Source organism: Streptomyces sp. WAC 06738, from assembly GCF_003945505.1.
In the GTDB taxonomy this organism is placed as follows: Bacteria; Actinomycetota; Actinomycetes; order Streptomycetales; family Streptomycetaceae; genus Streptomyces.
The window spans coordinates 7,736,698-7,759,122 of sequence record NZ_CP029618.1 but is presented as its reverse complement, the minus strand read 5'-3'; the positions used below and the strand labels follow the sequence as shown (position 1 = coordinate 7,759,122).

14 protein-coding genes are annotated in these 22,425 nt (G+C 73.7%); 5 read left to right on the top strand and 9 right to left on the bottom strand.

The features are described 5' to 3' along the window. Positions 1–14: 14 nt before the first annotated feature. Both DMB38_RS33690 and DMB38_RS33685 read right to left on the bottom strand, forming a co-directional pair. On the bottom strand, positions 15–2,252 hold the full coding sequence (locus DMB38_RS33690) for an excinuclease ABC subunit UvrA (protein WP_125939450.1): 2,238 nt from the start codon (positions 2,250–2,252) through the stop codon (positions 15–17). A gap of 98 nt (positions 2,253–2,350) precedes the next feature. Continuing rightward, the gene (locus tag DMB38_RS33685) at positions 2,351–2,785 is read right to left on the bottom strand and encodes an STAS domain-containing protein (RefSeq protein ID WP_125938360.1); all 435 of its coding nucleotides are present in this window, start codon (positions 2,783–2,785) and stop codon (positions 2,351–2,353) included. A 326-nt stretch (positions 2,786–3,111) separates the two neighbouring features. Between DMB38_RS33685 and DMB38_RS33680 the strand changes: the two genes are divergently transcribed. The 3 genes from DMB38_RS33680 to DMB38_RS33670 all read left to right on the top strand — a co-directional run bounded on the left by DMB38_RS33680 (position 3,112) and on the right by DMB38_RS33670 (position 8,643). Then, a complete protein-coding gene (locus DMB38_RS33680; protein WP_125938359.1) occupies positions 3,112–5,196 on the top strand; it encodes a family 20 glycosylhydrolase in 2,085 nt (694 codons plus the stop codon). A gap of 150 nt (positions 5,197–5,346) precedes the next feature. Then, complete coding sequence (locus DMB38_RS33675) at positions 5,347–6,465, top strand: hypothetical protein (RefSeq protein WP_125938358.1); 1,119 nt, start codon at positions 5,347–5,349, stop codon at positions 6,463–6,465. A gap of 153 nt (positions 6,466–6,618) precedes the next feature. Then, positions 6,619–8,643, top strand: coding sequence for a TetM/TetW/TetO/TetS family tetracycline resistance ribosomal protection protein (locus DMB38_RS33670; protein ID WP_125938357.1), 2,025 nt, complete (start codon positions 6,619–6,621; stop codon positions 8,641–8,643). A gap of 72 nt (positions 8,644–8,715) precedes the next feature. Here DMB38_RS33670 and DMB38_RS33665 read toward each other — a convergent pair whose 3' ends face one another. Genes DMB38_RS33665 through DMB38_RS33655 form a run of 3 tightly spaced genes read right to left on the bottom strand, consistent with a single transcriptional unit; the run spans position 8,716 to position 13,019 of the window. Continuing rightward, entirely contained in the window at positions 8,716–10,968 is a 2,253-nt protein-coding gene (locus DMB38_RS33665) for an alpha-N-acetylglucosaminidase (protein ID WP_125938356.1), read from the bottom strand. A 33-nt stretch (positions 10,969–11,001) separates the two neighbouring features. Then, a complete protein-coding gene (locus DMB38_RS33660; protein WP_078898559.1) occupies positions 11,002–12,219 on the bottom strand; it encodes a Gfo/Idh/MocA family oxidoreductase in 1,218 nt (405 codons plus the stop codon). Next, positions 12,216–13,019 carry a DeoR/GlpR family DNA-binding transcription regulator gene (locus DMB38_RS33655; RefSeq protein ID WP_125938355.1) on the bottom strand — a complete coding sequence of 268 codons (804 nt, stop codon included), beginning with the start codon at positions 13,017–13,019 and terminating at the stop codon, positions 12,216–12,218. Before DMB38_RS33655 ends, DMB38_RS33660 begins: the two co-directional genes overlap by 4 nt. A 97-nt stretch (positions 13,020–13,116) precedes the next feature. Here DMB38_RS33655 and DMB38_RS33650 point away from each other — a divergent pair, with 97 nt between their 5' ends. After that, positions 13,117–14,004, top strand: coding sequence for a sugar isomerase (locus tag DMB38_RS33650; protein WP_125939449.1), 888 nt, complete (start codon positions 13,117–13,119; stop codon positions 14,002–14,004). Between the two features lie 21 nt (positions 14,005–14,025). Here DMB38_RS33650 and DMB38_RS33645 read toward each other — a convergent pair whose 3' ends face one another. Beyond that, positions 14,026–15,687, bottom strand: coding sequence for an acetolactate synthase large subunit (locus DMB38_RS33645; protein WP_206337782.1), 1,662 nt, complete (start codon positions 15,685–15,687; stop codon positions 14,026–14,028). Positions 15,688–15,885: 198 nt separating this feature from the next. Here DMB38_RS33645 and DMB38_RS33640 point away from each other — a divergent pair, with 198 nt between their 5' ends. Then, on the top strand, positions 15,886–18,135 hold the full coding sequence (locus DMB38_RS33640) for an ATP-binding domain-containing protein (protein WP_125939447.1): 2,250 nt from the start codon (positions 15,886–15,888) through the stop codon (positions 18,133–18,135). A gap of 87 nt (positions 18,136–18,222) precedes the next feature. Here the strand turns inward: DMB38_RS33640 and DMB38_RS33635 are convergent, their stop codons facing one another. The 3 genes from DMB38_RS33635 to DMB38_RS33625 are packed head-to-tail and all read right to left on the bottom strand — an operon-like array spanning position 18,223 to position 22,423. After that, positions 18,223–20,661, bottom strand: a complete 2,439-nt coding sequence (locus DMB38_RS33635) for a glycoside hydrolase family 3 N-terminal domain-containing protein (RefSeq protein ID WP_125938354.1) — start codon at positions 20,659–20,661, stop codon at positions 18,223–18,225. After that, positions 20,658–21,476, bottom strand: a complete 819-nt coding sequence (locus DMB38_RS33630; RefSeq protein ID WP_125938353.1) for a carbohydrate ABC transporter permease — start codon at positions 21,474–21,476, stop codon at positions 20,658–20,660. Before DMB38_RS33630 ends, DMB38_RS33635 begins: the two co-directional genes overlap by 4 nt. Next, a complete protein-coding gene (locus DMB38_RS33625; RefSeq protein ID WP_125938352.1) occupies positions 21,476–22,423 on the bottom strand; it encodes a sugar ABC transporter permease in 948 nt (315 codons plus the stop codon). Before DMB38_RS33625 ends, DMB38_RS33630 begins: the two co-directional genes overlap by 1 nt. Positions 22,424–22,425: the final 2 nt, after the last annotated feature.

Sequence of the window (22,425 nt, the reverse complement as noted above, 5' to 3'; positions counted from 1 at the left end):
TCCCCGGGGGCGGGTCAGTCCCGGTCGACGTACTCGCGCAGGTGCTGCGCCGTGAGCGTGTCCGCCTCGGCGACCAGGGCGGCCGGGGTGCCGGTGAACACCACCCGGCCGCCGTCGTGGCCGCCGCCGGGACCGAGGTCGATCAGCCAGTCGGCGTGCGCCATGACCGCCTGGTGGTGCTCGATGACCACCACCGAGTTGCCGTCGTCGACCAGCCGGTCGAGCAGCGCCAGCAGCTTGTCGACGTCGGCCATGTGCAGCCCGGTGGTCGGCTCGTCGAGGATGTACGTCGCCGCCTTCTCCGCCATGTGGATGGCCAGCTTCAGCCGCTGCCGCTCGCCGCCGGAGAGGGTGTTGAGTGGCTGGCCGAGGCGCAGGTAGCCCAGCCCCACGTCGGCGAGCCGGCCGAGGATGGCGTGCGCCTGTCCCGCGGGGAAGAAGCCGTGCGCCTCGGCGACGGACATCTCCAGCACCTCGCTGATGTTCTTGCCGCGCAGCGTGTACGTCAGCACCTCGGGCGTGTAGCGCCTGCCCTCGCACTCCTCGCACACGGACGCGACGCCGGCCATCATCGCCAGGTCGGTGTAGATGAGCCCGATGCCCTTGCACTTGGGGCAGGCGCCCGCGGAGTTGGCCGAGAAGAGCGCGGCCTTGACGCCGTTGGCCTTCGCGAAGGCGGTACGCATCGGGCCGAGCAGCCCGGTGTACGTCGCGGGGTTGGACCGCCGCGAGCCGCGGATGGGCGACTGGTCGGCGACCACGACGCCGTCCCGTCCGGCGAGGTAGCCGTGTACGAGCGAGGACTTGCCGGAGCCGGCGACGCCGGTGACCACGGTGAGCACCCCGAGCGGCACCTCGACGTCGATGTCGCGGAGGTTGTGCAGGTCGGCGCCCTCGACGGCGATGTGCCCGCGCGGCTGCCTGGGCCGCTCCCGCAGCCGTACCCGGTGCTCCAGATACCGGCCGGTCAGCGTGGTGGAGGCGCGCAGCCCCGGCACGTCGCCGCTGAAGGTGACGTGCCCGCCGTCGCCGCCCGCGCCGGGGCCGAGGTCCACGACGTGGTCGGCGATGGCGATGACCTCCGGCTTGTGCTCCACGACGAGCACGGTGTTGCCCTTGTCGCGCAGCCGCAGCAGCAGGTCGTTCATGCGCCGGATGTCGTGCGGGTGCAGCCCGGCGGTGGGCTCGTCGAAGACGTACGTGACGTCGGTGAGGCTGGAGCCGAGGTGGCGGACCATCTTCACGCGCTGCGCCTCGCCGCCGGAGAGAGTGGCGGAGGGGCGGTCGAGGCTGAGGTAGCCGAGGCCGATCTCGACCAGCGAGTCCAGCAGCCCGCGCAGGTTGTCGAGCAGCGGCCCCACCGACTCGGCCTCGATGCCGCGGACGAACTTGGCGAGGTCGGTGATCTGCAGGGCGGCGCACTCGGCGATGTTCCGGCCCTGGATCTTCGAGGAGAGCGCGGCGGCGGAGAGCCGGGTGCCGCCGCAGTCGGGGCACTCGGCGAAGACGACGGCGCGGTCGACGAAGGCGCGGACGTGACCCTGCAGCGCGTCGCGCTCCTTCACCAGCCACATCCGCGTGATCTTGGGTATCAGCCCCTCGTACGTGATGTTGTGGTTGCCGACCTTGACCTTCACGGTCTCCTTGCGGAGGAGGTCGTGCCACTCCTGGTCGGTGAAGTCCGCGAGCTTCTTGTCCGGGTCGTAGAAGCCGGAGGAGACCAGGACCTCCCAGTACCAGTTGCCGACGGCGAAGTTCGGGATGGTGACGGCGCCCTCGTTGAGCGAGAGGCGGCGGTCCACGAGCTGGTCGACGTCGATCTGCGAGACCTCGCCCAGGCCCTCGCAGCGCGGGCACATGCCCTCGGGGACGTTGAAGCTGAACGCGCCGGAGGTGCCCACGTGCGGCTCGCCGAGCCGGCTGAACAGGATGCGCAGCATCGCGTACGCGTCGGTGGCCGTGCCCACCGTGGAGCGGGAGTTGGCGCCCATCCGCTCCTGGTCGATGACGATGGCGGCGGAGAGGTTGTGCAGCCCGTCGGCGTCGGGCCGGGGCAGGTTCGGCATGAAGGACTGGACGAAGGCGCTGTACGTCTCGTTGATCAGCCGCTGCGACTCCGCGGCGATGGTGCCGAAGACGAGCGAGGACTTGCCGGAGCCGGAGACGCCGGTGAAGACCGAGAGCCGCCGCTTGGGGATGTCGAGCGAGATGCCGGCCAGGTTGTTCGCCCGGGCGCCGCGCACCTTGATCACGTCGTGGGTGTCGGCGGGGCTCGCCGCGCCGGCCGCGGGCCCCGGGCCCGGCGGATCGTTCTCTGCTGCTTGCGCTGAACACATGGGCGCGATTCTAATCAAACTTGACTAGCGACCGCTTCCGGGTTTTCTCCGGGCAGGGCGTCGGCCAGCGTCGGCACCGGACCGAGCGCGTCGAGCAGGCCGCAGCACCGCAGGATCCGGTGCGCGAGGCCGCCCTCGGGGCAGACCAGCCGCAGTTCCCCGCCGCGGTCGGCGGTGCGCATGCGGGCGCGTACCAGCAGCCGCAGTCCCGAGCAGTCGAGGAACTCCGTCCGGCACAGGTCGATGACCACGCGCGGCGCGGGCGCGCCGGTGATCACGTCGAGGTACGGCTCGAGGTCGAGCTGGGCGGCGAGGTCGATCTCGCCGGTCAGCTCGAGGACCGTGAATCCGTGCAGCCGGTAGCTCCGCGCGAAGCGCGATTCCACCCGGTCGGCGTGGTCGTCGCCGCCGGTACGCCACGAAGCTCCGGTCACGTCGTCTGTGTACACCACGTGCTCCCCCCACGGGGCCCGTTCTGCCCAGCCTGGGGGCAGGCAGCCGAGGTCATAGTCACCGGGGTCCTGGGTGGACCGCCAACCGTAGTGCGGCATGTCGGGACAGGGGCAAGGTTGGCGCAAACGAGCCGGTCAAGTTTCCCCCGACCGGGCGATTAATCCACAAACAGCTTGACCGATCCTCACACGATATGGCAATGGGCGATACCACATGAGACACGTCGGCGCGTAAGTCCACGCCGCGCCGCGCTTCCGTCCATGGCCGCGGTCGCCGACCGGCTGGTACGCCTGGGCAGTCGACGTCGTCCGAGGGAGCCGCCATGCCGCAGGAGACCCCAGCGCCAGCACCGCGCAGCCCGTCCGTACGCACGACGCCGCACCCCGGGCCGTACGCCCGCCGCCGGAACCGGCGCCCCCGCAGCCGCGCGCCGTGGCTCGCCGCGGCCGCCGGGATGCTGCTGTCCCTCGCCCCCGGCGTGCCCGCGAGCCAGGCCGCCGCGCCCAACCCCGCGCCCGTCACGGTCCCTTCGGTCCGCTCGTGGGAGGGCGGTACGGGCACGTGGGAGCTGACCGGGCAGAGCCGGATCGTGCTGGACCGCGGCGACGCCGGGCGCCTGGCCCCGACCGCGGCGATGCTCGCCCGTGAACTGGACCTCCAGGAGGGGCTGCGCCCGCGGATCGCCACCGGCCGCCCCGGCCCCGGCGACATCGGCCTGGCCCTCGGCGGCGGCGCCCCCTCCCCCGAGGGTTACGAGCTGGACCTCGCCGACTCCGCCCGGATCACCGCCCCGGACCGCCGCGGCGTGCTCTACGGCACCCGCACCCTGCTCCAGGCCCTGCGCACCAGCGCCGCGGAGCACCAGGTCGCCCGCGGGACCGTGCGCGACCACCCCACCCACGGCGAGCGCGGCACGATGCTCGACGCGGGCCGCCGGTACTACTCGGTGGACTACCTCAAGCAGCAGATCCGCCAGCTCGCCTGGTACAAGCTCAACACCTTCCACCTGCACCTGACGGACTGGAACGGCTACCGCATCGAGAGCGACGTGTATCCGGAGATCGTCGCGGAACAGCACTACACCAAGCGCCAGTTGCGCGACCTGGAGGAGTACGCGGCGCGCTACGGGGTGACGCTCGTACCGGAGATCGACCTGCCCGGGCACGCCGTCTCCATCGGCGACGCCCGCCCCGACCTGGCGTTCGCCTGCGAGTCGATGTCCCGGCCCAGCAACGGCTGGGAAGGCTCGGACCGCGGCCACTGGACCCTCGACTACACCAAGCCGGAGACGCGGCGCTTCGCCCGCGAACTGGTCGCCGAGGTCGCGGACGTCTTCGACAGCCCCTACCTCCACATCGGCACCGACGAGATCCCGCTGCGCCCGGCGCAGGAGGCGTGCCCCGAACTCGTCGCGTACCAGAAGAAGCAGGGCTACCCCTACCCCGGCGACGTGCTGGTGGAGTTCATCGACGACCTGGCCGGGGCCGTCCGCGCCGAGGGCAAGTCGGCACAGGTCTGGCAGTGGTGGGACTTCCAGCAGCCGACGAGCATCGACCCGGACAAGCGCACCGGGGTCACCGAATGGCTCTCGCCCCCCGGCGGCCGGGCCGCCGAGGGCTATCCGACCGTGGGGATGGAGGAGAGCAAGCTGTACATGAGCGCCGGGTTCGGCGCCACGCCCGGCGACTACGCCTTCTTCGACGTGCGCGACGTGTACCGCGACTACCCGTTCGAGTCCGCGCCCAACATCCTCGGCTACCGGATGGCGCGCTGGTCCGACCGCACCTACGACTACTCCGTCGGCTGGGTCGACTACTTCGCCCGCCGCCCGCTCGCCGTCGTCGCCGACCGCACCTGGGCGACCCCGGCCGGCTCCCCGGTGCAGCCGTTCCTCGACGCGTACGACCGCGTCGGCGACGCGCTGCCGGTCACGGTCTCGGATCCGGCGGACCCCGAGTCGCAGATCGGCGCCAACCCCGGTCTGTACGGACAGGAGGGCTGGACGGCGGCGGCCACCAGCGAGGAGAGCACCGGCGAGCCGGGCGGCGCGGCGCGCGCCGTCGACAACGACCCGTACACCCACTGGCACAGCGACTACGGCGCCGCGCTGCCGCAGCAGTTGTCCGTCGACACGGGCGCCCAGCGGCGTCTCGCCGGGGTGCGCTACATGCCGCGGCAGGACGGTGGCATCAACGGCCGGGTCGAGGACTACGAGGTGCTGGTCTCCGCCGACGGCGAGCGCTGGCAGACGGTGGCGGCGGGCAGCTTCCCCGAGGACCGCACGGAGTTCACCGTGCCGTTCCGGGAGGTGAAGGCGAGGCACATCGCGCTGAAGGTGCTCAGTGAGCACGGCGCGTCGGACACGTTCGCCTCGGTGGCGGAACTGGACGCCGTACGCGCCCGGTGAGCACCGCGGGGCGCGCCCCGGTGAACGCCTGATGGCGCCGGGGCGCACCCCCGGTGACGTACCGACATAACTGAAATACCCGGACAACCCTCACCCCCGGCGGGCGGTCTGATTCCGTGTCAGACCGCACCGCTGGAAGGGAATTCACGGATGAGGACTCGGGTACGCACCGCCCTGGCGATCGCCGCGGCGCTCGCCGCCGGCGCCGCGCTCGGCGCCCCGGCGTCGGCCGCGGGCCGCGCGCACGAACCCCGCTGGGAGATATCGCTCGCCGGCAGCCTGCCGGACGGGGCCCGGCTGCACTCGGTGACGTCCGCGGGCGGCAGCGCCTGGGCCGTCGGCTCCGACGGCCTCTACGAGGGCATGCCGGACGGCGTCGTGCTGCACTGGGACGGCCGGCGCTGGCGGGAGGCGGAGGACCCCGCGCTGCCGCCGGTCTTCTACTGGAACAGCGTCGACTCCGCCTCGCCGCGCGACGTCTGGGCGTACGGGTGGAACTACGACGACGAGTACGTCGTCCGCTACGACGGCCGGAAGTGGCGGCGGGTGCCGCTGCCGGAGCTGCCCGGCGGCGCGCACCACGGCTCCGCGGAGATCGCCGCCGAGCGCGGCCGCGTGTGGGTGGCGGGCTGGGAGTGGCTGAGCACGTACGCGCACGGCTCCTGGGAGACGGAGAGGCTGCCGAACGGGCTGGACGTGACCGACGTCGACGCGCGCTCCTCCCGGAGCGCCTGGGCCGTCGGTGGCTTCGCCCACGTCGGCCGGGAGAGCCGCCCGGTGGCGCTGCGCTGGCGGAACGGCCGCTGGACGGAGACCGAGGCCCCCGCCGACCCGGATCTGCGGCTGACCGGCGTCCACGTGGAGTCCGACCGCAGCGTCTGGGCGACCGGCCGGGTCCCCGCGGCCGATGGCGGGGGATTCGCCGAACCCAGGGTCCTGCACTGGAACGGCCGCCGGTGGCGGGACGTCACCGGCCCGGTGAGCGGGCTCTTCGCCGAGGCCCTCACCGGCGACGGCCGCGGCGGCATCTGGGTGTCGGGAGACCCGTACGGGTCGGAGGGCCCGCCGGTGCTCTGGCACTACGACGGCCGCCGCTGGACCCGCCACGAGGGCGCCACGGTGGCGGCGGGCGAGACGCAGTCGTACGAGGTCACCGCCCTGGCCCCGGGCGGGCGGCACGGCGGTCCCTGGGCCGTGGGCAGCTACGAGCGGATCGAGGGCACCACCGCGTACCAGTCCGAGCTGATCGAGCGGTTCGGCCGCCGCTGAGGCGTTAAATCGGTTGCCGCGCCCGGCCGGCCGCTGCTCCACTGACCGGGCACGGCAGACCCCTGTCCCAGGACCGAGAGGAAACGCGCATGCGCGCAGCGTTCATGTCCACCCAGCAGGCCATCGCCACCTACGCAAGGGACATGACGCTCCGTGCACACGCTGAACCTGGGAATCCTGGCCCATGTCGACGCCGGTAAGACCAGCCTGACCGAGCGGCTGCTGTACGCGGCCGGGGTCGTCGAGGAGGTCGGGAGCGTCGACGACGGCAGCACCCGCACCGACTCGCTCGCGCTGGAGCGGCAGCGCGGTATCACCATCAAGTCCGCCGTCGTCTCCTTCGCGCTCGACGGCATCATCGTCAACCTCATCGACACGCCCGGCCACCCGGACTTCATCGCCGAGGTGGAGCGGGTGCTGCACGTGCTCGACGGCGCGGTGCTCGTGGTCTCCGCGGTGGAGGGCGTGCAGGCGCAGACGCGCGTGCTGATGCGCACGCTGCGGCGGCTTTCGATCCCCACGCTCGTCTTCGTCAACAAGACCGACCGGCGCGGGGCGCGCGACGAGGCGCTGGTGCGCGACATCGCCGCGAAGCTCACGCCCGGCGCCGTCGCCATGGGCTCCGTCCGCGGACTCGGCACCCGGGCCGCCGCGTTCACCCCGTACGGCCCGGACCATCCCGGCAACGCCGCCTTCGCCGGCCGGCTCGCCGACGTCCTCACCCGCCACGACGACGCGCTGCTCGCGGACTACGTCGCCGACGAGGCGGCGGTGACGTACCGCAGGCTGCGCAAGAGCCTCGCCGAGCAGACCGCGGGCGCACTCGTGCACCCGGTGTACTTCGGCTCGGCCGCCACCGGCGCGGGCGTCGCGGAGCTGACCGCGGGCATCAAGGAACTGCTGCCGGCGCCCGCAGGGGACCCGGAGGGCCCGCCCGCGGGCACGGTCTTCAAGGTCGAGCGCGGTCCCGGCGGCGAGAGGGCCGCGTACGTGCGGATGCTCGCCGGCACGCTGCGCACCCGCCAGGAGGTGGCGTACGGCGACGGCGACCGCGCCCCCGTGACGGAGAAGGTCACCGGCGTCGAGGTCTTCGAGCAGGGCGCGGCGGTGCCCGCGGCCGGGGCCGGGGCGGGCCGCATCGCCCGGGTGCGGGGCCTGGCCGGGGTGCGCATCGGCGACGCGGTCGGCTCAGCCGTGGGCCGGGCGGCGGAGGCGCGGCGGCACCACTTCGCGCCGCCGACGCTGGAGACGGTGGTGGTGCCGGACCGGGCCGCCGACCGGGGCGCGCTGCACGCGGCGCTCTTCCAGCTCGCCGAGCAGGACCCTCTGATCGCGTTCCGCCGGGGGGCCGGTCCCGGCGGTCTGCAGGAGCTGTACGTCTCGCTCTACGGTGAGGTGCAGAAGGAGGTCATCGGGGCCACGCTCGCCGGCGAGTACGGACTGCCGGTCTCCTTCCGCGAGTCGTCCGTCATCCACGTCGAGCGGCTGGCGGGCAGCGGCTCGGCGTACGAGAAGGGCGACACGGACACCAACCCCTTCCTGGCCACCGTCGGCCTGCGCGTCGACCCCGCGCCGCCCGGCACGGGCGTGGTCTTCGCGCTCGCGGTGGAGCTGGGCTCGATGCCGTACGCGTTCTTCAAGGCCGTCGAGGACACGGTCCGCGCGACCCTGCGCCAGGGCCTGTCCGGCTGGGAGATCCCCGACGTGCGGGTGACGATGACGCACTCCGGCTACTGGCCCCGGCAGAGCCACGCCCACCAGGGCTTCAGCAAGGCCATGTCGAGCACCGGCGCCGACTTCCGCGGCATCACGCCGCTGGTGCTGGCGGACGCGCTGAAGCGCGCGGGCACCCGGGTGCACGAGCCCGTGCAGTGCTTCCGGCTGGAGGCGCCCGAGGACGCGGTGCCCGCGCTGTGGCCGGTGTTCGCGGCACTGGCCGCGGTGGTCGACGGGCAGGAGGTGCGCGGCGGGGTCGCGGTGCTGGAGGGCGAGGTGCCCGCGGCGCGGGTGCACGGCCTCGAGCGGCGGCTGCCGGGGCTGACCCGGGGCGAGGGCGTGCTGGAGACCTCCTTCGGCCGCTACCGGGAGGTGCGCGGTCCGGCCCCGGCCCGGCCGCGCACGGACCACAATCCGCTGGACCGCAAGGAGTATCTGCTGCACGTCCAGCGGCGGGTGTGAGAGGCGGTACGGGTACGGGTGGTGGCCTCCCGTACCCGTACCGCGGCTGTGTGCCCCGCCGGGTCCGGCGCTTCAGCGCACGAGCGCGGCGAGGGGTTCGCGGGCCAGGACGCGCACCGCCTCCTCGGCGAGCCGGCGGATGTCGCCGCCCGGCTTCTCGGGGTAGCGGTCGCGGCGGCGCGCCCAGGCGTCCTCGTAGGCGAACCAGTCGACGGGGGCGGGCTCCTCGCCGGTCGCCAGCGCGGTGTCGAGCGTGGCGAAGTAGGTCTTCCAGCGGCTGTGGTAGAAGTCGCCGAGCAGGCCCTGCCATTCGCGGTTCGCGTAGTCGTGCAGCCCGGCCTCGCTGCCGGCGCGCGGGCCCCAGGTGGTGATCAGCGAGCGCGCGTCGTACTCCAGCCGGTCGCGCTCGGCGCGGTCGGCGCCCCAGGCGCGGGCCTCGGCGAGATGCCGGCCGAGCAGGTGCTGCGCGTCGGTGCCCACCACCCGGTCGAGCAGCCGGATCAGCTCCAGCCAGGCGGCGGTGAGCTCGCGCAGCCGATCGCGGTCGCCGGCCTCGTACGCCTCCTTGATCCGCGCCAGCAGCGGGCGGCCGCGGTTGGCGAGCGCCTGTCTGGTGACGTCCATGAGGTCGTAGCGGTACGCGGCGGAGCGGCGCAGCCCGGGGGCGACGGCGAGGAGTTCGGTGAGGGCGCGGTCGAAGGCGGCGATGTCGTAGCGGTCCTCCTGCGGGCTCCAGGCGGCGGCGCTGCGGACGGTGAGAGCGGGGCGGGCGCAGAAGAGGCTGTCGGCCCCCTCGCTCCAGGAGTCGGCGCGCGTGGTGCCGTACGCGGTCTCGCGCAGCACCTGCCAGGCGGCGGCCGCGTGCGGGTCCTCGGCGCCGTAGCGGGCGGTGGCGTACTCGCGGAACCAGGCGTCGAGGTCGATCCGGCCGGGCGTCCAGGCGAGTTCGGTGAAGAGGGACATCGCGGCGGGGTTGTTGTCGGCGCCCTCCGGCATCATGGCGATACCGGCCAGCGCGCTGCCCTGCTTGTCGCGCCAGGCGGGGTAGAGCGCGGCCCAGTCGGGGGTGTTGGCGCCGAGTGAGGTGTGGCCGCCGAAGTTCCAGATGGAGCCGAAGGCGTAGGGGGTGCCGAGCCAGTCGGCCTCGCGGTCGGTGACGGTGGGGAACCGGTCGGAGAGGCCGTCGAGGATGAGCATGCGGTCGCGGTCGACGGCGTCGAGGATCTCCCGGCGCGGGTTGTGCTGCCAGCCGAGTATCGCCCAAAGGGCGTCGGGGTGTTCGCGCCGGAGTGCGGCCTCCACGGCGCGGGCTGCGGCACCCACGGGGACGTCGCCGGGGTCGCCGCCCTCGTGCAGCAGGTCCATCTTGTACAGGCCCGCGGGGCCGAGCAGATCGCGCTGGTGGCCGTAGAAGGCGGCGGCGACCTCGGCGAAGCGCGGGTCGCGCGGGTCGAGCCAGCCGGGGCGGTCGAAGCCGACCCAGCCGCCCTGCGGGACGACGTGGGCGCCGGGGTTCTTCTCCGCGAAGCCGTCGGGGACGGTGCCGAAGTAGCCGGGGAGCACGGGCGTCATGCCCAGTTCGCGGATGCGTGCGGTGATGCGGGCGCCCAGTTCGGCGCGGAGGCGCAGGAGCCGGGCGGAGACGGGGCCGCCGAAGTACGCCATGTTCTGCAGCAGCCACCAGGGCTGGTGCGCGGGGGCGGGGATCCAGGCGCGCAGTTCCTCGTCGGAGTAGCCGAAGGCGCGGAAGGTCTCGTAGTAGACGGCGTCGGTGCCCACGCAGACCAGCACCTCGTTGACGCCGTGCAGCGCGAGCACGTCGAGGGCGCGCTCCCAGGCGGCGAAGTCGCGGTAGGCGCCGGTGTAGCCCTCGTTGGTGTCGTTGTACGCGAAGCGGTGCGGCACGTGCGCCTCGCCGGTGAGGGGCGCGCCGGGGGCGGGCAGGCGCGCGGGCAGGTCGAGTTGGTCGCCGTTCCAGGAGATGTGCCCGCGGGCGGTGCGCCTGAGGTACGCGCCGGCGCCGGTGAGCAGCGCGCCGGTGCCGGTGGCGGCCACCGCGATCCGGCCGGGGGAACCGGTGACGCGGTAGCGGTCGGGACCGTCGGCGGGGAGCAGGGAGAGCTCGAACTGCCGGTGGTGACCGGGCAGCAGCCGGGCCAGCGCCCGGCGGGCGCCCGCGGTGCCGTCGTCGCCGCCCCCGTCGCCGTACGCGCCGTCGCCGCCGCCGCGCGCCGCGGCGGGCGCCGCGAGGCCGAGGGCCGGCAGCAGCACGGCACCGCCGGCGATCGACGTCCCTGCCAGGAAGTGCCTGCGGTTCACGCTCATCGGTTCCCTCCGGGGAAGTCGGTGCTCAGGGCCTCAGTGCTGGTGCGCAGGGCGGCGCTGGCCGGCCGCGAAGTACTCGGCGAGCGCGGGGTCCGGCGGCGGTACGTCGTACGCCGTGCCGCCGGTGCGCAGCGACCGGGTCGCGAGGACGCCCGCGGCGACGCTCATCCGGGCGGCCAGCGGCGAGGTGTCGGTGGCGTCGCCGAGGCGGACGAAGCGGCAGAACTCGGCGATGACCCGGTCGTCGGCCCGGCCGTGCGCGCCCTCGCCCGCGGGCACGCGGTGGATGGCGTCCGCGCCGGGGCGGTAGCCGGAGGGGCCGGTGTGCCAGACGCGGACCTCGTCGCCGGGGCGGTCGCCGAAGTTCTCCAGCCGGCCCTCGGTGCCGATGACGGTGTAGCTGCGCCAGTAGTCGGGACTGAAGTGGCACTGCTGGTAGGCGGCGATGACGCCGTTGTCCAGGCGCATGTTCATCACGGAGACGTCCTCGACGTCCACCACCGGGTTCAGGTCGCGGCGCGCGGCGGGGGGCCAGGTGTCCTCGCGGTGCCGGCCGGCGGGGCGGGGGGTGCCGGGCGGACGGCGGGGCAGGTCGCCGTAGAGCATGAGGGCCCCGAGGGCGTGCACGCGGCTGGTGTAGCCGCCGGCGAGCCAGTGGACGACGTCGATGTCGTGGGCGGCCTTCTGCACCAGCAGCCCGGTGGTGCGGCGGCGGTCGGCGTGCCAGTCCTTGAAGTAGTAGTCGCCGCCGTACGCGACGAAGTGCCGCACCCACACGGTGCGCGGCACGCCGATGTCGCCGCGCGCGACGATGTCGCGCATCAGCCGGACGACGCCCGTGTGCCGCATGGTGTCCCCGACGTACAGGGGCGTGCCCGTCTCGTACGCGGTGCGCAGGATCGCGTCGCATTGCTCGACGGTGATGCCGAGGGGCTTTTCGACGAAGACCGGCTTGCCCGCTTCGAGCGCGGCGCGCGCGACGGTCGCGTGGGTGTCGTCGGGGGTGGTGACGACGATGGCGTCGACGCCGTCGGCGTCCGCGGCGTCGAGGAGCCGGCGGTGGTCGGCGTACGCGACGGCGCCGGGGAAGCGTGCACCGACGCCCGCGCGCACGACCGGGTCGGTGTCGGCGACGGCCGCCACGACGGAGCCCACCCCCGGCCGGTGGGCGGCGTCGGCGAGGTTGCCGCGCAGCCCGAGGCCGACGACCCCCAGCCGCAGGTCCGTCACGATGCTCCCGCGCCCGCTCATGCCCGCACCACGGACATCCCCTGCTCCTCGAACTCGCGCGCCCTGTCCGCCGCCCGGTCGTCCGTGACGAGCACGTCGATGTCCGCCGGGGGACAGATCCGGGCGAAGGTGCGCACCCCGAGCTTGGTGGAGTCGGCGACCACGACGAGCTTCGCGGCCTGCGCGGCGAGCAGCGCGTTGATGCTCGCCTCGTGCTCGTCGCGGGCGCTGGCGCCGTGCTCGGCGTCGACGGCGTCGGCGCCGACGAAGGCGATGTCGAGGCGGATCTCGCGCAGGATGTGCCCGGCGAGCGGGCCGACCAGCTCGTACGAGGACGGCATGGCGACGCCGCCGGAGACGACGACCTTCACGCTGCGCCGCACGGCCAGCTCGGCGGCGATGTTGAGCGCGTTGGTGACGACGGTGACGGCGGGCTGGCCGTCGCCGTGGGCGCCGTCGCCCTCATCGTCGCCCCAGTCGGCGCGGGCGGCGAGCGCGCGGGCCACCGCGGCGGTGGTGGTGCCGCCGTTGAGACCGACGACCATGCCGCGCTCGACCATGGCCGCCGCGGCCCGGCCGATGCGCTCCTTCTCGGCGGCGTCCCGCCCGGCACGGTGGCGCAGCGGCAGGTCGTACGCCACGTCGTTCGGCACCGCGCCGCCGCGGGTGCGGACGAGCAACTGCTGCTCGGCAAGCTGGTCCAGATCGCGCCTGATGGTCGCCGCCGACACGGCCACCTCGACGGCCACGGCCTCCACGTCGAGCCGGCCGCGCTCGGCCAGCAGCCGCAGCAGCGCACCGTGCCGTTCGTGCTGGTTCAACCCGAATCCTCCCAGCTAGAATGCTTGAAGATGCTTGGAATTCTGCCTTAGCATGCACGATTGAACAATGCTTCTCACACAGGGCGGGGCGATGAAGATGACGTACGTAGCCGCTGAGCTGGCCGATCAGCCCGCGTGCTGGCGCCGGGCGACGGAGCTGGCGGGGGTGCACGGGCCGCTGCTGCCGCAGCCCGGTGAGCGGGTCGCCGTCGTCGGCTGCGGCACCTCCTACTTCATGGCGCAGGCCTACGCCTCGCTCCGCGAGGAGGCGGGCCAGGGCGAGACGGACGCCTTCCCCGCCTCGGGCTTTCCGGCGGGCCGGCGGTACGACCGGGTGCTGGCGCTGACCCGCTCCGGCACCACCACGGAGGTGCTGCGGCTCCTGGGCACGCTGGGCGGCTCGGTGCGTACCACCGCGATCGTCGCCGACGGCGCCACGCCGGTGGCCGAGGCCGCGGACGACACGGTGGTGCTCGACTTCGCCGACGAGCGCTCGGTGGTGCAGACCCGCTTCGCCACCACCGCGCTGACCCTGCTCCGCGCCCACCTCGGGGTGCAGCCGGCCACGGCGGTGGAGGACGCGGAGCTGGCGCTCGTCGAGCCGCTGCCGCAGGGGCTGCTGGCCGCCCGGCAGTTCACCTTCCTCGGCACCGGCTGGACCGTGGGCCTGGCGAACGAGGCGGCGCTGAAGATGCGCGAGGCGGCGCTGGCGTGGACGGAGTCGTACCCGGCGATGGAGTACCGGCACGGCCCCATCAGCATCACCACCTCGGGCACCGCGACCTGGATGATCGGCGACGCCCCCGCGGGTCTGGAGGACGAGGTGCACGCCACCGGCGCGCTCTGGATCACCGGCGGGCTCGACCCGCTGGCCGAGCTGGTCCGGGCGCAGCGGCTGGCGGTGGCGCTGGCCGGCGCCCGCGGCCTGGACCCGGACGAGCCGCGCCACCTCACCCGTTCGGTGATCCTCAGCCCGGCGGGCTGAGGACCACCGGGGACGGGTGGTTCAGAAGGGGCCCTGGAGGGCGCCGAGCCGGTCGGTCAGCCGCAGGTTCTCGGTGTAGTCGACGGGGCAGGAGATGACGTCCACCCCGTCGTGGGCGAGGGCGTCGCGCAGCGTGGGCAGCAGTTCGTCCGCGGACTTCACCGCGTGCCCGCGGGCGCCGAAGCTCTCCGCGTACGTCACCAGGTCCGGGTTGGCGAAGCGGGTGTGGGAGTGGCGCCCCATCTCCAGCTCCATCTTCCAGGTGATCAGCCCGTACTCGTCGTCGACGAGGACGAGCACGGTCATCGGGATGCCCTCGCGGACGGCGGTCTCCAGTTCCTGGGAGTTCATGAGGAACGCGCCGTCGCCGGTCATCGCCAGCACCTGCGCGTCCGGCCGGGCGAGCTTGGCGCCGATGGCGCCGGGCACGGCGAAGCCCATGGTGGACAGGCCGTTGGAGATGAGGCAGGTGTTGGGCTCGTACGTGGGGAAGAGCCGGGCCATCCACATCTTCCCGGCGCCGGTGTCGACCAGCACCACGTCCTCGCGGCCCAGCGCCTCGCGGACGTCGGCGACGACGCGCTGCGGGGCGAGCGGGAAGGACGAGTTGCGGCGGCCGTGCGCCAGTTCCTCGGCGAGCAGGCCGCGGATGAGCCGGCCGTCGCCGTGGAAGGTGCGGCCGACGGCCTCCGCGAGGCCGTCGAGCGAGGACGACGGGTCGCCGAGCACGCCGACCGCGACCGGGTAGTGGGAGTCGACCTCGGCGGGGAACTGGTGCAGATGCAGGATCTGCTTGTCGCCCTGCGGATTGATCTTGACCGGGTCGAACTCCTGCAGCTCGTACCCGACGCAGATGAGCACGTCGGCGTTGTCGAAGCCGAAGTTGGTGTAGTCGTGGCGCATGAAACCGACGGCGCCCAGCGCGTTGGGGTGGTCGTCGGGGAAGACGCCCTTGCCGTTGAAGGTCGTCGCCACCGGGATGTCGAGCCGCTCGGAGAAGCGGATCAGGGCGTCCTTGGCGCCCGCCCGGGTGGCGCCGTGGCCGGCCAGGAGGATGGGGCGCGCGGCGCCCGCAAGCACCTCGGCGGCGCGCTCCAGTTGCGCCGGGGACGGGGCCTCGGGGCGCGGCCGGTTGATGGGCAGCGGGTTCAGCGGCGGGTCGGGCACGAGGCCCTCTATGTCCTCGGGCAGCGCGAGGAACACGGCACCGGGCCGCTCGCTCTGCGCGGTCTTGAACGCCTGGCGCACCATCTCCGGCACCGCGCCCGGGGCCCGTACCTGCTGGGACCAGTCGGTGACCGGGGCGAACATCGCGGGCAGGTCGATGACCTGGTGCGACTCCTTGTGCACCCGGTCGAGGCCGCCCTGCGCGGCGAGCGCGACCACCGGGGTGCTGTTGGTGTGCGCGTCGGCGACGCCGAGGAGCAGGTTGATGGCCCCGGGGCCGAGGGTCGCGGAGCACACCCCCGCGCGGCCGGTGATACGGCCGTACATCTCCGCCATGAACGACGCGCCCTGCTCGTGGCGTACCAGGACGTAGTCGATGGACGGCGAGGCGTTGACGGCGTCGACGAAGCGGATGTTCTCCTCGCCCGGCACGCCGAAGACGTGCGTCACGCCCTCCGCCTCCAGGCAGCGCACCAGAAGGTGCGCCACGTCTTCGGGGGTGTCTGCAGTGCTCATGCCCCGAGCGTAACCCGCGGGCGCACGCGAAAGGCTCCGCCGGAATTCGGTCGGAGCCTCGGAATGCTATGCTGGGGAATTCTCTGCGCACATTCATAAATCGTGAACTAGCGCCGGGAGAAAGTGCGATGCGGGCATTCTATCCGTGCGGGAGTTGAATTGTCAAACGAGGTGTCGGACGAGGTGCAGCACGAGGAAATGCGACGGGAGCAGGAATTCCTTGACCTGCTCCGGCAGCGCCTCACCGAGCTGCGCGACGGCGCGGCGGCGGGGGTACGGGCGGCCCTGGCCCGGGACGGGGGCAACACCCTCCAGGCCAGACTGGAACGCGACGTGCTGGTGGCCGAACAGTCCGGGCTGCTGGCCGCGTTCAACGCAGGCGAGCAGGGCCTGTGCTTCGGCCGGCTGAGCTTCCGCGACGGCCGCGACCACCACATCGGCCGCATCGGCATGCGCGCGGACGACGAGGAGCGCACGCCGCTCGTCGTCGACTGGCGGGCCGAGGTGGCCCGCCCCTTCTATCTCGCCACCGGCCACACCCCGATGGGGCTGCGCCGGCGACGGCACATCTCCACCGAGGGCGGCCCCGACGGCCCCCGGATCACGAGTCTGCACGACGAGATCCTCGACCTCACCGACACCGAGCGGACCGGTCTCGAGGGCGCCGACGCCGACGCGGTGCTCCTCGCCGCGCTCGACGCCGCCCGCACCGGCCGGATGCACGACATCGTGCAGACCATCCAGGCCGACCAGGACCGCATCATCCGCGCCCCGCACCGCTGCGTCCTCGTCGTCGAGGGCGGGCCAGGCACCGGCAAGACCGCCGTGGCCCTGCACCGCGCCGCCTATCTGCTCTACGCCCACCGCGAGCAGCTCGCCCGCCGCGCCGTGCTCATCGTCGGCCCGGGCCCCGCCTTCCTCGGCTACATCTCCGAGGTGCTGCCCGCCCTCGGCGAGACCGGCGTGCTCCTGGCCACCCCCGCCGAACTCTTCCCCGGCGTCCACGCCACCGGCACCGACACCCCGGCCGCGGCGGCGGTCAAGGGCGGCACGGCGATGGCCGGCGCGCTCGCCGCGTACCTCCAGGACCGCCAGCGGCTGCCGGAGTCGACCGTCGTCATCCCGCACGAGGACGGCGAACTGCACCTCGACTACTGGCTGGCCAACGCGGCCCGCCGGCGGGCCCGGGACACCGAGCTGCCGCACAACGCGGCCCAGCCGCACTTCGCGTTCAACGTCATCGACGGCCTCACCCGGCAGCTCACCGACCGCCTCGGCGAGGACCCGTTCGGCGACGAGAACCTGCTGGGCCCGGACGACATCGCCCAGCTCGGCAAGGCGGTCGCCGCCAACGAGAAGGTGCACGCGGCCATCGCGGAGCTGTGGCCGCTGCTGACGCCCCAGGAGCTGGTCGCGGACTTCCTCGCCGAGCCCGTGCACCTGCCGGAGGCGGACGGAGAGTTGATCCGGCGCGCCGGCGGGCCCTGGACGCCTGCGGACGTACCGCTGCTGGACGAGGCCGCCGAGCTGCTGGGGGACGACGGCCCGGCGCAGGCGGCGGCGCGGGCGCGCGCCGAGGCGGAGCGGCAGGAGCGGATCGCGTACGCGCAGGGCGTGCTGGAGATGTCGTACGGCTCGCGCACCCAGGAGTTCGAGGACCGCGACGACGACGAGGCGGAGGTGCTGGCCGCGCACGACCTCATCGACGCCGAGCGGCTGGCCGAGCGCCAGGAGGAGGCCGACCACCGCACCGCGGCCGAGCGGGCGGCGGCGGACCGGACCTGGGCCTTCGGCCACATCATCGTCGACGAGGCGCAGGAGCTGTCGCCGATGGCGTGGCGGCTGCTGATGCGGCGCTGCCCGACGCGGTCGATGACGCTGGTCGGCGACCCGGCGCAGACGGCGGAGCCGGGGGCGTGCGGGGCGTGGGAGGCGATCCTCGGCCCGTACGTGGACAAGCGCTTCGAGCACATCACGCTGGGCGTCAACTACCGCACACCGGCGGAGATCATGGAGGTCGCGGCCGAGGTCGCGCGGGCGGAGAACCCCGGGTACGTGCCGCCGCGTTCGGTGCGCGCCACGGGGGTACGCCCCTGGGCGGAGCGCGCCGGACAGGCGCCCGGCGCCGTGCCGGCGGCGGTCGCGGCGGCCGTGGCCCGCGAGTCGGGCAGTTCGGGGCGGCTGGCGGTGATCGCGCCGCGGGAACTGCTGCCGGCGCTGACGGCGGCGCTGCCCGACGCGGCCTCGGGCGCGGCGCCGGACCTGACGCGGCCGGTGGTGCTGCTCGGGCCGCGGCAGGCGAAGGGGCTGGAGTTCGACACGGTGATCGTGGCCGAGCCGGCGCTCTTCGGGGGGAGTGACCTGTACGTCGCCCTGACCCGGGCGACGCAGCGCCTCGGCGTCGTGTACGCGGACGCCCTGCCGGCGGCGCTCGGCCGGCTCGCGTAGGGCGGTGAGGTCGGCGCGCCGCACCGGACCGGGAGGAGCCCGGTGCGGCGCGCCCGCCCGGCCGGGGGCCGGGCTGTCAGGGGGCGCTCACCCGCCGTGCGGCTCGCCGTCCGGCACCGCGGCCGGCGTGTCCGGGTCGCGGTGCGGGTCGAACTCGGCGTGCATCCTGCGGGTGTGGTCCACGTACCGCGGCGGGCCGGTGAGCGTCACCTCGGCGGTGAGCCGCGGCGCCGCGCTCGACGCGGAGAGCCGCAGCTCCAGCGCGCCCGGCTCCACCACCCGGCGCCCGTCGCGGCCGGTGAACGACGCCACGTCGGCGGGGACGACCGCCCGTACCCGGCGCTCCTCCCCCGCGTGCAGCGAAACCCTGGCGTAGCCGACGAGGCGCTGCACGGGCTGCACGACGGAGGCCACGGGGTCGTGCAGATAGAGCTGGACGACCTCGGTGCCGTCCCGCTCGCCGGTGTTGCGGAGGGTGAACGACAGCGCGAACTCGCCGTCGGTGGCGCACTCGCAGGCCGCCACCTCCAGTCCCGACCAGGCGAACGTCGTGTACGACAGCCCGTGGCCGAACGCGAACGCCGCGGTCGGGTCGACGTTGGACACCTCGTTCGCCTGGCCCAGCCGGGGCGCGAGATACGTCGTCGGCTGCGCCCCCGGGCCGCGCGGCACGCTGACGGGCAGCCGGCCCGAGGGGTTCGTCCGCCCGGCGAGCACGCCGGCCACGGCCGTTGTGCCCTCCTCGCCGGGGAAGAAGGACTGCACGATCGCGGCCGCCTCGTCCGCCGCCCGTCCGAGCGCGTACGGCCGCCCGGCAAGCAGCACGGACACCACCGGGGTCCCGCTCTCCAGCAGGGCGTCGAGCAGGTCCTGCTGGACGCCGGGCAGCGCCAGCGACTCCGCGTCGCAGCCCTCGCCGCTGGTGCCGCGGCCGAAGAGCCCGGCGCGGTCGCCGAGCGCCGCGATCACGACGTCGGCCTCGCGCGCGGCCCGTACCGCCTCGGCGATGCCGTCCGTCTCCGGGCCGTCGACGGAGCAGCCGGCGGCGACGGTGACGGTGGCGTCGGGGAACTCCCGGCGCAGCGCCTCGTGGAGCGTGGGCAGCCCGATCCCGACCGGGGTCTCGGGGTGCTTGACGCCGACGTGGACGGGGAACGAGTAGCAGCCGAGGACGGCGTGCGGCTCCTCGGCGTTGGGGCCGACGAGGGCGATCCGGCGCGGGCCGCGCAGCGGCAGCGTGCCGTCGTTGGCGAGGAGCACCACGGCCTGCTCGGCGACCTCGCGGGCCAGTTCCCGGTTGCCGGCGGAGTCCAGATCCACGGTGCCGCGCACCGCGTCGGGTTCCGCCTCCGCGCCCGCGTCCGCCAGCGCTTCCGGCACCGGCGACCAGCCGGCGTCCAGCAGCCCCAGCCGGACCTTCTGCGTCAGCACCCGGCGCAGCGCGCGGTCGACGAGGCCCTCGTCGACCCGCCCGTCCGCGAGCGCCGCGAGCAGCGGCGGCCCGAAGGTCTTGACCGTCGGCAGTTCCACGTCCACCCCGGCGGCGAGCGCGGCTCCTGCCGCGCCGGCCCAGTCGCCGGCCACGCCGTGCAGCGTACGGAGGAAGGAGATGCCGAAGTAGTCGGCCACGACGGTGCCGTCGAAGCCCCAGGTGTCCCGCAGCAGCCCGGTCAGCAGCGACGCGTCGGCCGCGGAGGGCACGCCGTCGGTGTCGGTGTACGAGCTCATCACCGACCCCACGCCGCTCTCCCGCAGCGCCATCTCGAACGGCGGCAGGAGCACGTCGGCGCGCTCGCGCTCGCCCACGGCGACCGGCGCGAGGTTGCGCCCGGCGCGGGAGGCGGAGTAGCCGACGAAGTGCTTGAGGGTGGCGAGGACGCCGGCGGACTGCAGGCCCTGGATGTACGCGGTGGCCACCGTGCCGACGAGGTACGGGTCCTCGCCGATGGTCTCCTCCACCCGGCCCCAGCGCACGTCGCGTACGACGTCCAGGACCGGCGCGAGCCCCTGGTGGACGCCCACGGCCCGCATGTCCCGGCCGATGGCCGCGGCCATCCGCCGCACCAGCGCCGGGTCGAACGTCGCGCCCCACGACAGCGGCACCGGGTACGCGGTCGCGCCCCAGGTCGCGAAGCCGGCCAGGCACTCCTCGTGGGCGAGGGCCGGGATGCCGAAGCGCCCGGCTGCCACGACCCGTTCCTGGGTACGCTGCAGCGACAGCGCGCCGAGCGCGGGGTCGACGGGCGCGGTGCCGAACGGCCGCGTCAACTGGCCGAGCCCTGCGGGCAGCAGCGCGCCGAGGTCGACGGCCTCCTCCATCTCGTGCTGGTACGGCGCCACTTCGCCGCCCTCCGCGGAGGCGCCGACCCAGACCCCGAAGAGCTGGGCGACCTTCTCCTCCACGCTCATGGCGTCGATCAGCGCCGACACGCGGGTGCCGGTGTCGTGTGCGGGGTCGTTCCACACGGGGGTGGCCGTGTCCGGGGCGTCTGCCCGGGGTGTCTCTACTGCCACGTTCGCGGTCACTTTCCTCCGACGCCCATGAGGCCCTGGACCAGGGCACGCCGGGCGAACAGGTAGACGAGCAGGACGGGAATCATCGACATGACCACGGCGGCCAGCAGCCCGGGCGCGTCAGTCCCGCGCTCGGTCTGGAAGTTGTAGAGGCCGAGCGTGATCACCTTGGTGGATTCGGACTGGGTGAGGACGAGCGGGAAGAGGAAGCCGTTCCACGCCTGGAGGGCGGAGAAGACCACGATGGTCGCGAGCCCGCCCCGGGAGAGCGGGAGCACGAGCTGGAAGAACATCCGCCGGGGACTGGCGCCGTCCATGGCCATGGCCTCGAACAGCTCCCTGGAGATGTCCCGCATGGTGCCGCTGAGGATCAGCGCGGAGACGGGCAGGCAGAAGGCGGCCGTGGGCAGGATGACGCCGATGAGGTTGTCGTAGAGCCCGGCCTCGCTGATGAGGTAGAACATCGGGACGATCACGGCCTGCAGCGGGATGGCCAGACCCAGCAGGAAGAGCCGGAAGACGCCGGTGGTGACCGGGCCGCGGCTGCGCACGATGGCGTACGACAGCGGCGGCACGAGCAGAAGCACGATGCCGACGACGCAGACGGTGACGAGCAGGGTGTTGAGGAAGTACCTGCCGAAGCCGGTGTCGAAGGCGCCCGTGAAGTTGCCGAAGGTGAGGTCGTCGGGGAAGCCGAGCGGCCCGCCCTGGGCGAAGTCCTGCCGGGTCTGCAGCGTCGCCGTGATCATCACGTACAGCGGCAGGGCGATGAGGAAGAGCCAGACCAGCGAGCCGGCACCGGCGAGGTAGTTGGGGCGACGCCTCATCACAGGCCCTCCGTGGTGCTGCGCATCTTGTCGTAGCCGGACAGCCGGACCATGATCAGCGAGATGACCGTCGCCGCCGCGACCAGGACGACCGCGATGGCCGCGCCCGCGCCGTAGTCGAAGCTCTTGAAGGCCCGTTCGTACATGTAGTAGGCGCTGATCGTGGTGTCGGTGCCCGGGCCGCCCTGGGTGAGGATCAGGACGGTCTCGAAGGTGGTGAGCCCGCCGACGACCATGAGGATCGTCGACGTCACGATCGCGTTGCGCAGTTGCGGCAGCGTGACGTGGAAGAACTGGCGGTAGCGGCCGGCTCCGTCGATCTCCGCCGCCTGGTAGAGCACGGGCGGGACGGCCCGCGCCGCGCCCTGGTAGATCAGGGTGTGGAACGGGGTGAACTGCCAGGTGCTGACGAAGGCCAGGACGCCGATCGCGGTCGCCTGCTCACCGAAGAGGTTGCCGTCCCCGAAGAGCCAGGTGGCCTCGGCGGGCACGCCGAAGTTGGGGTCGAGCAGGGCGCGCCAGACGACGGAGACGGCGGTGGCGGAGAGCAGCAGCGGGACGAAGTAGATGGCCGAGAGCACCGCGCGGTTCTTCTGGTGGCCCGCCGCCCAGACGCCGAGCATGATGCTCAGCGGCGTCTGGATCGCCACGCCGAGCCCGGTGAGCAGCAGGCTCAGCCAGATGCTGTTGATCATGACGGGGTCGTCGAGGACCCGCCGCCAGTTGTCGAGCCCGGTGAACTCCGGGTCGCCGATGCCGTCCCAGGCCATGAAGGACAGCACCACGACCATGAGCAGCGGTATGACGGCGAAGGCGGCGAAGAACAGCGTGGCGGGAGCCGCCCAGAGAAAGCCCGGGCGGCCCACGTCGGCCACGTTCGTGGTCCGCGTCCGGCGCCGCTCCTTGGCAGGGGCGGCGGGACGGACGCGCGTCATCTGTGTGGTCATGG

Excerpts from the sequence above, each read along its gene's own strand:
- DMB38_RS33660 (WP_078898559.1), bottom strand. The coding sequence starts at position 12,219 with ATGAGCGGGCGCGGGAGCATCGTGACGGACCTGCGGCTGGGGGTCGTC.
- DMB38_RS33625 (WP_125938352.1), bottom strand. The coding sequence starts at position 22,423 with ATGACCACACAGATGACGCGCGTCCGTCCCGCCGCCCCTGCCAAGGAG.
- DMB38_RS33665 (WP_125938356.1), bottom strand. The coding sequence starts at position 10,968 with ATGAGCGTGAACCGCAGGCACTTCCTGGCAGGGACGTCGATCGCCGGC.
- DMB38_RS33640 (WP_125939447.1), top strand. The coding sequence starts at position 15,886 with ATGCGACGGGAGCAGGAATTCCTTGACCTGCTCCGGCAGCGCCTCACC.
- DMB38_RS33680 (WP_125938359.1), top strand. The coding sequence starts at position 3,112 with ATGCCGCAGGAGACCCCAGCGCCAGCACCGCGCAGCCCGTCCGTACGC.
- DMB38_RS33645 (WP_206337782.1), bottom strand. The coding sequence starts at position 15,687 with ATGAGCACTGCAGACACCCCCGAAGACGTGGCGCACCTTCTGGTGCGC.
- DMB38_RS33650 (WP_125939449.1), top strand. The coding sequence starts at position 13,117 with ATGACGTACGTAGCCGCTGAGCTGGCCGATCAGCCCGCGTGCTGGCGC.
- DMB38_RS33630 (WP_125938353.1), bottom strand. The coding sequence starts at position 21,476 with ATGAGGCGTCGCCCCAACTACCTCGCCGGTGCCGGCTCGCTGGTCTGG.
- DMB38_RS33675 (WP_125938358.1), top strand. The coding sequence starts at position 5,347 with ATGAGGACTCGGGTACGCACCGCCCTGGCGATCGCCGCGGCGCTCGCC.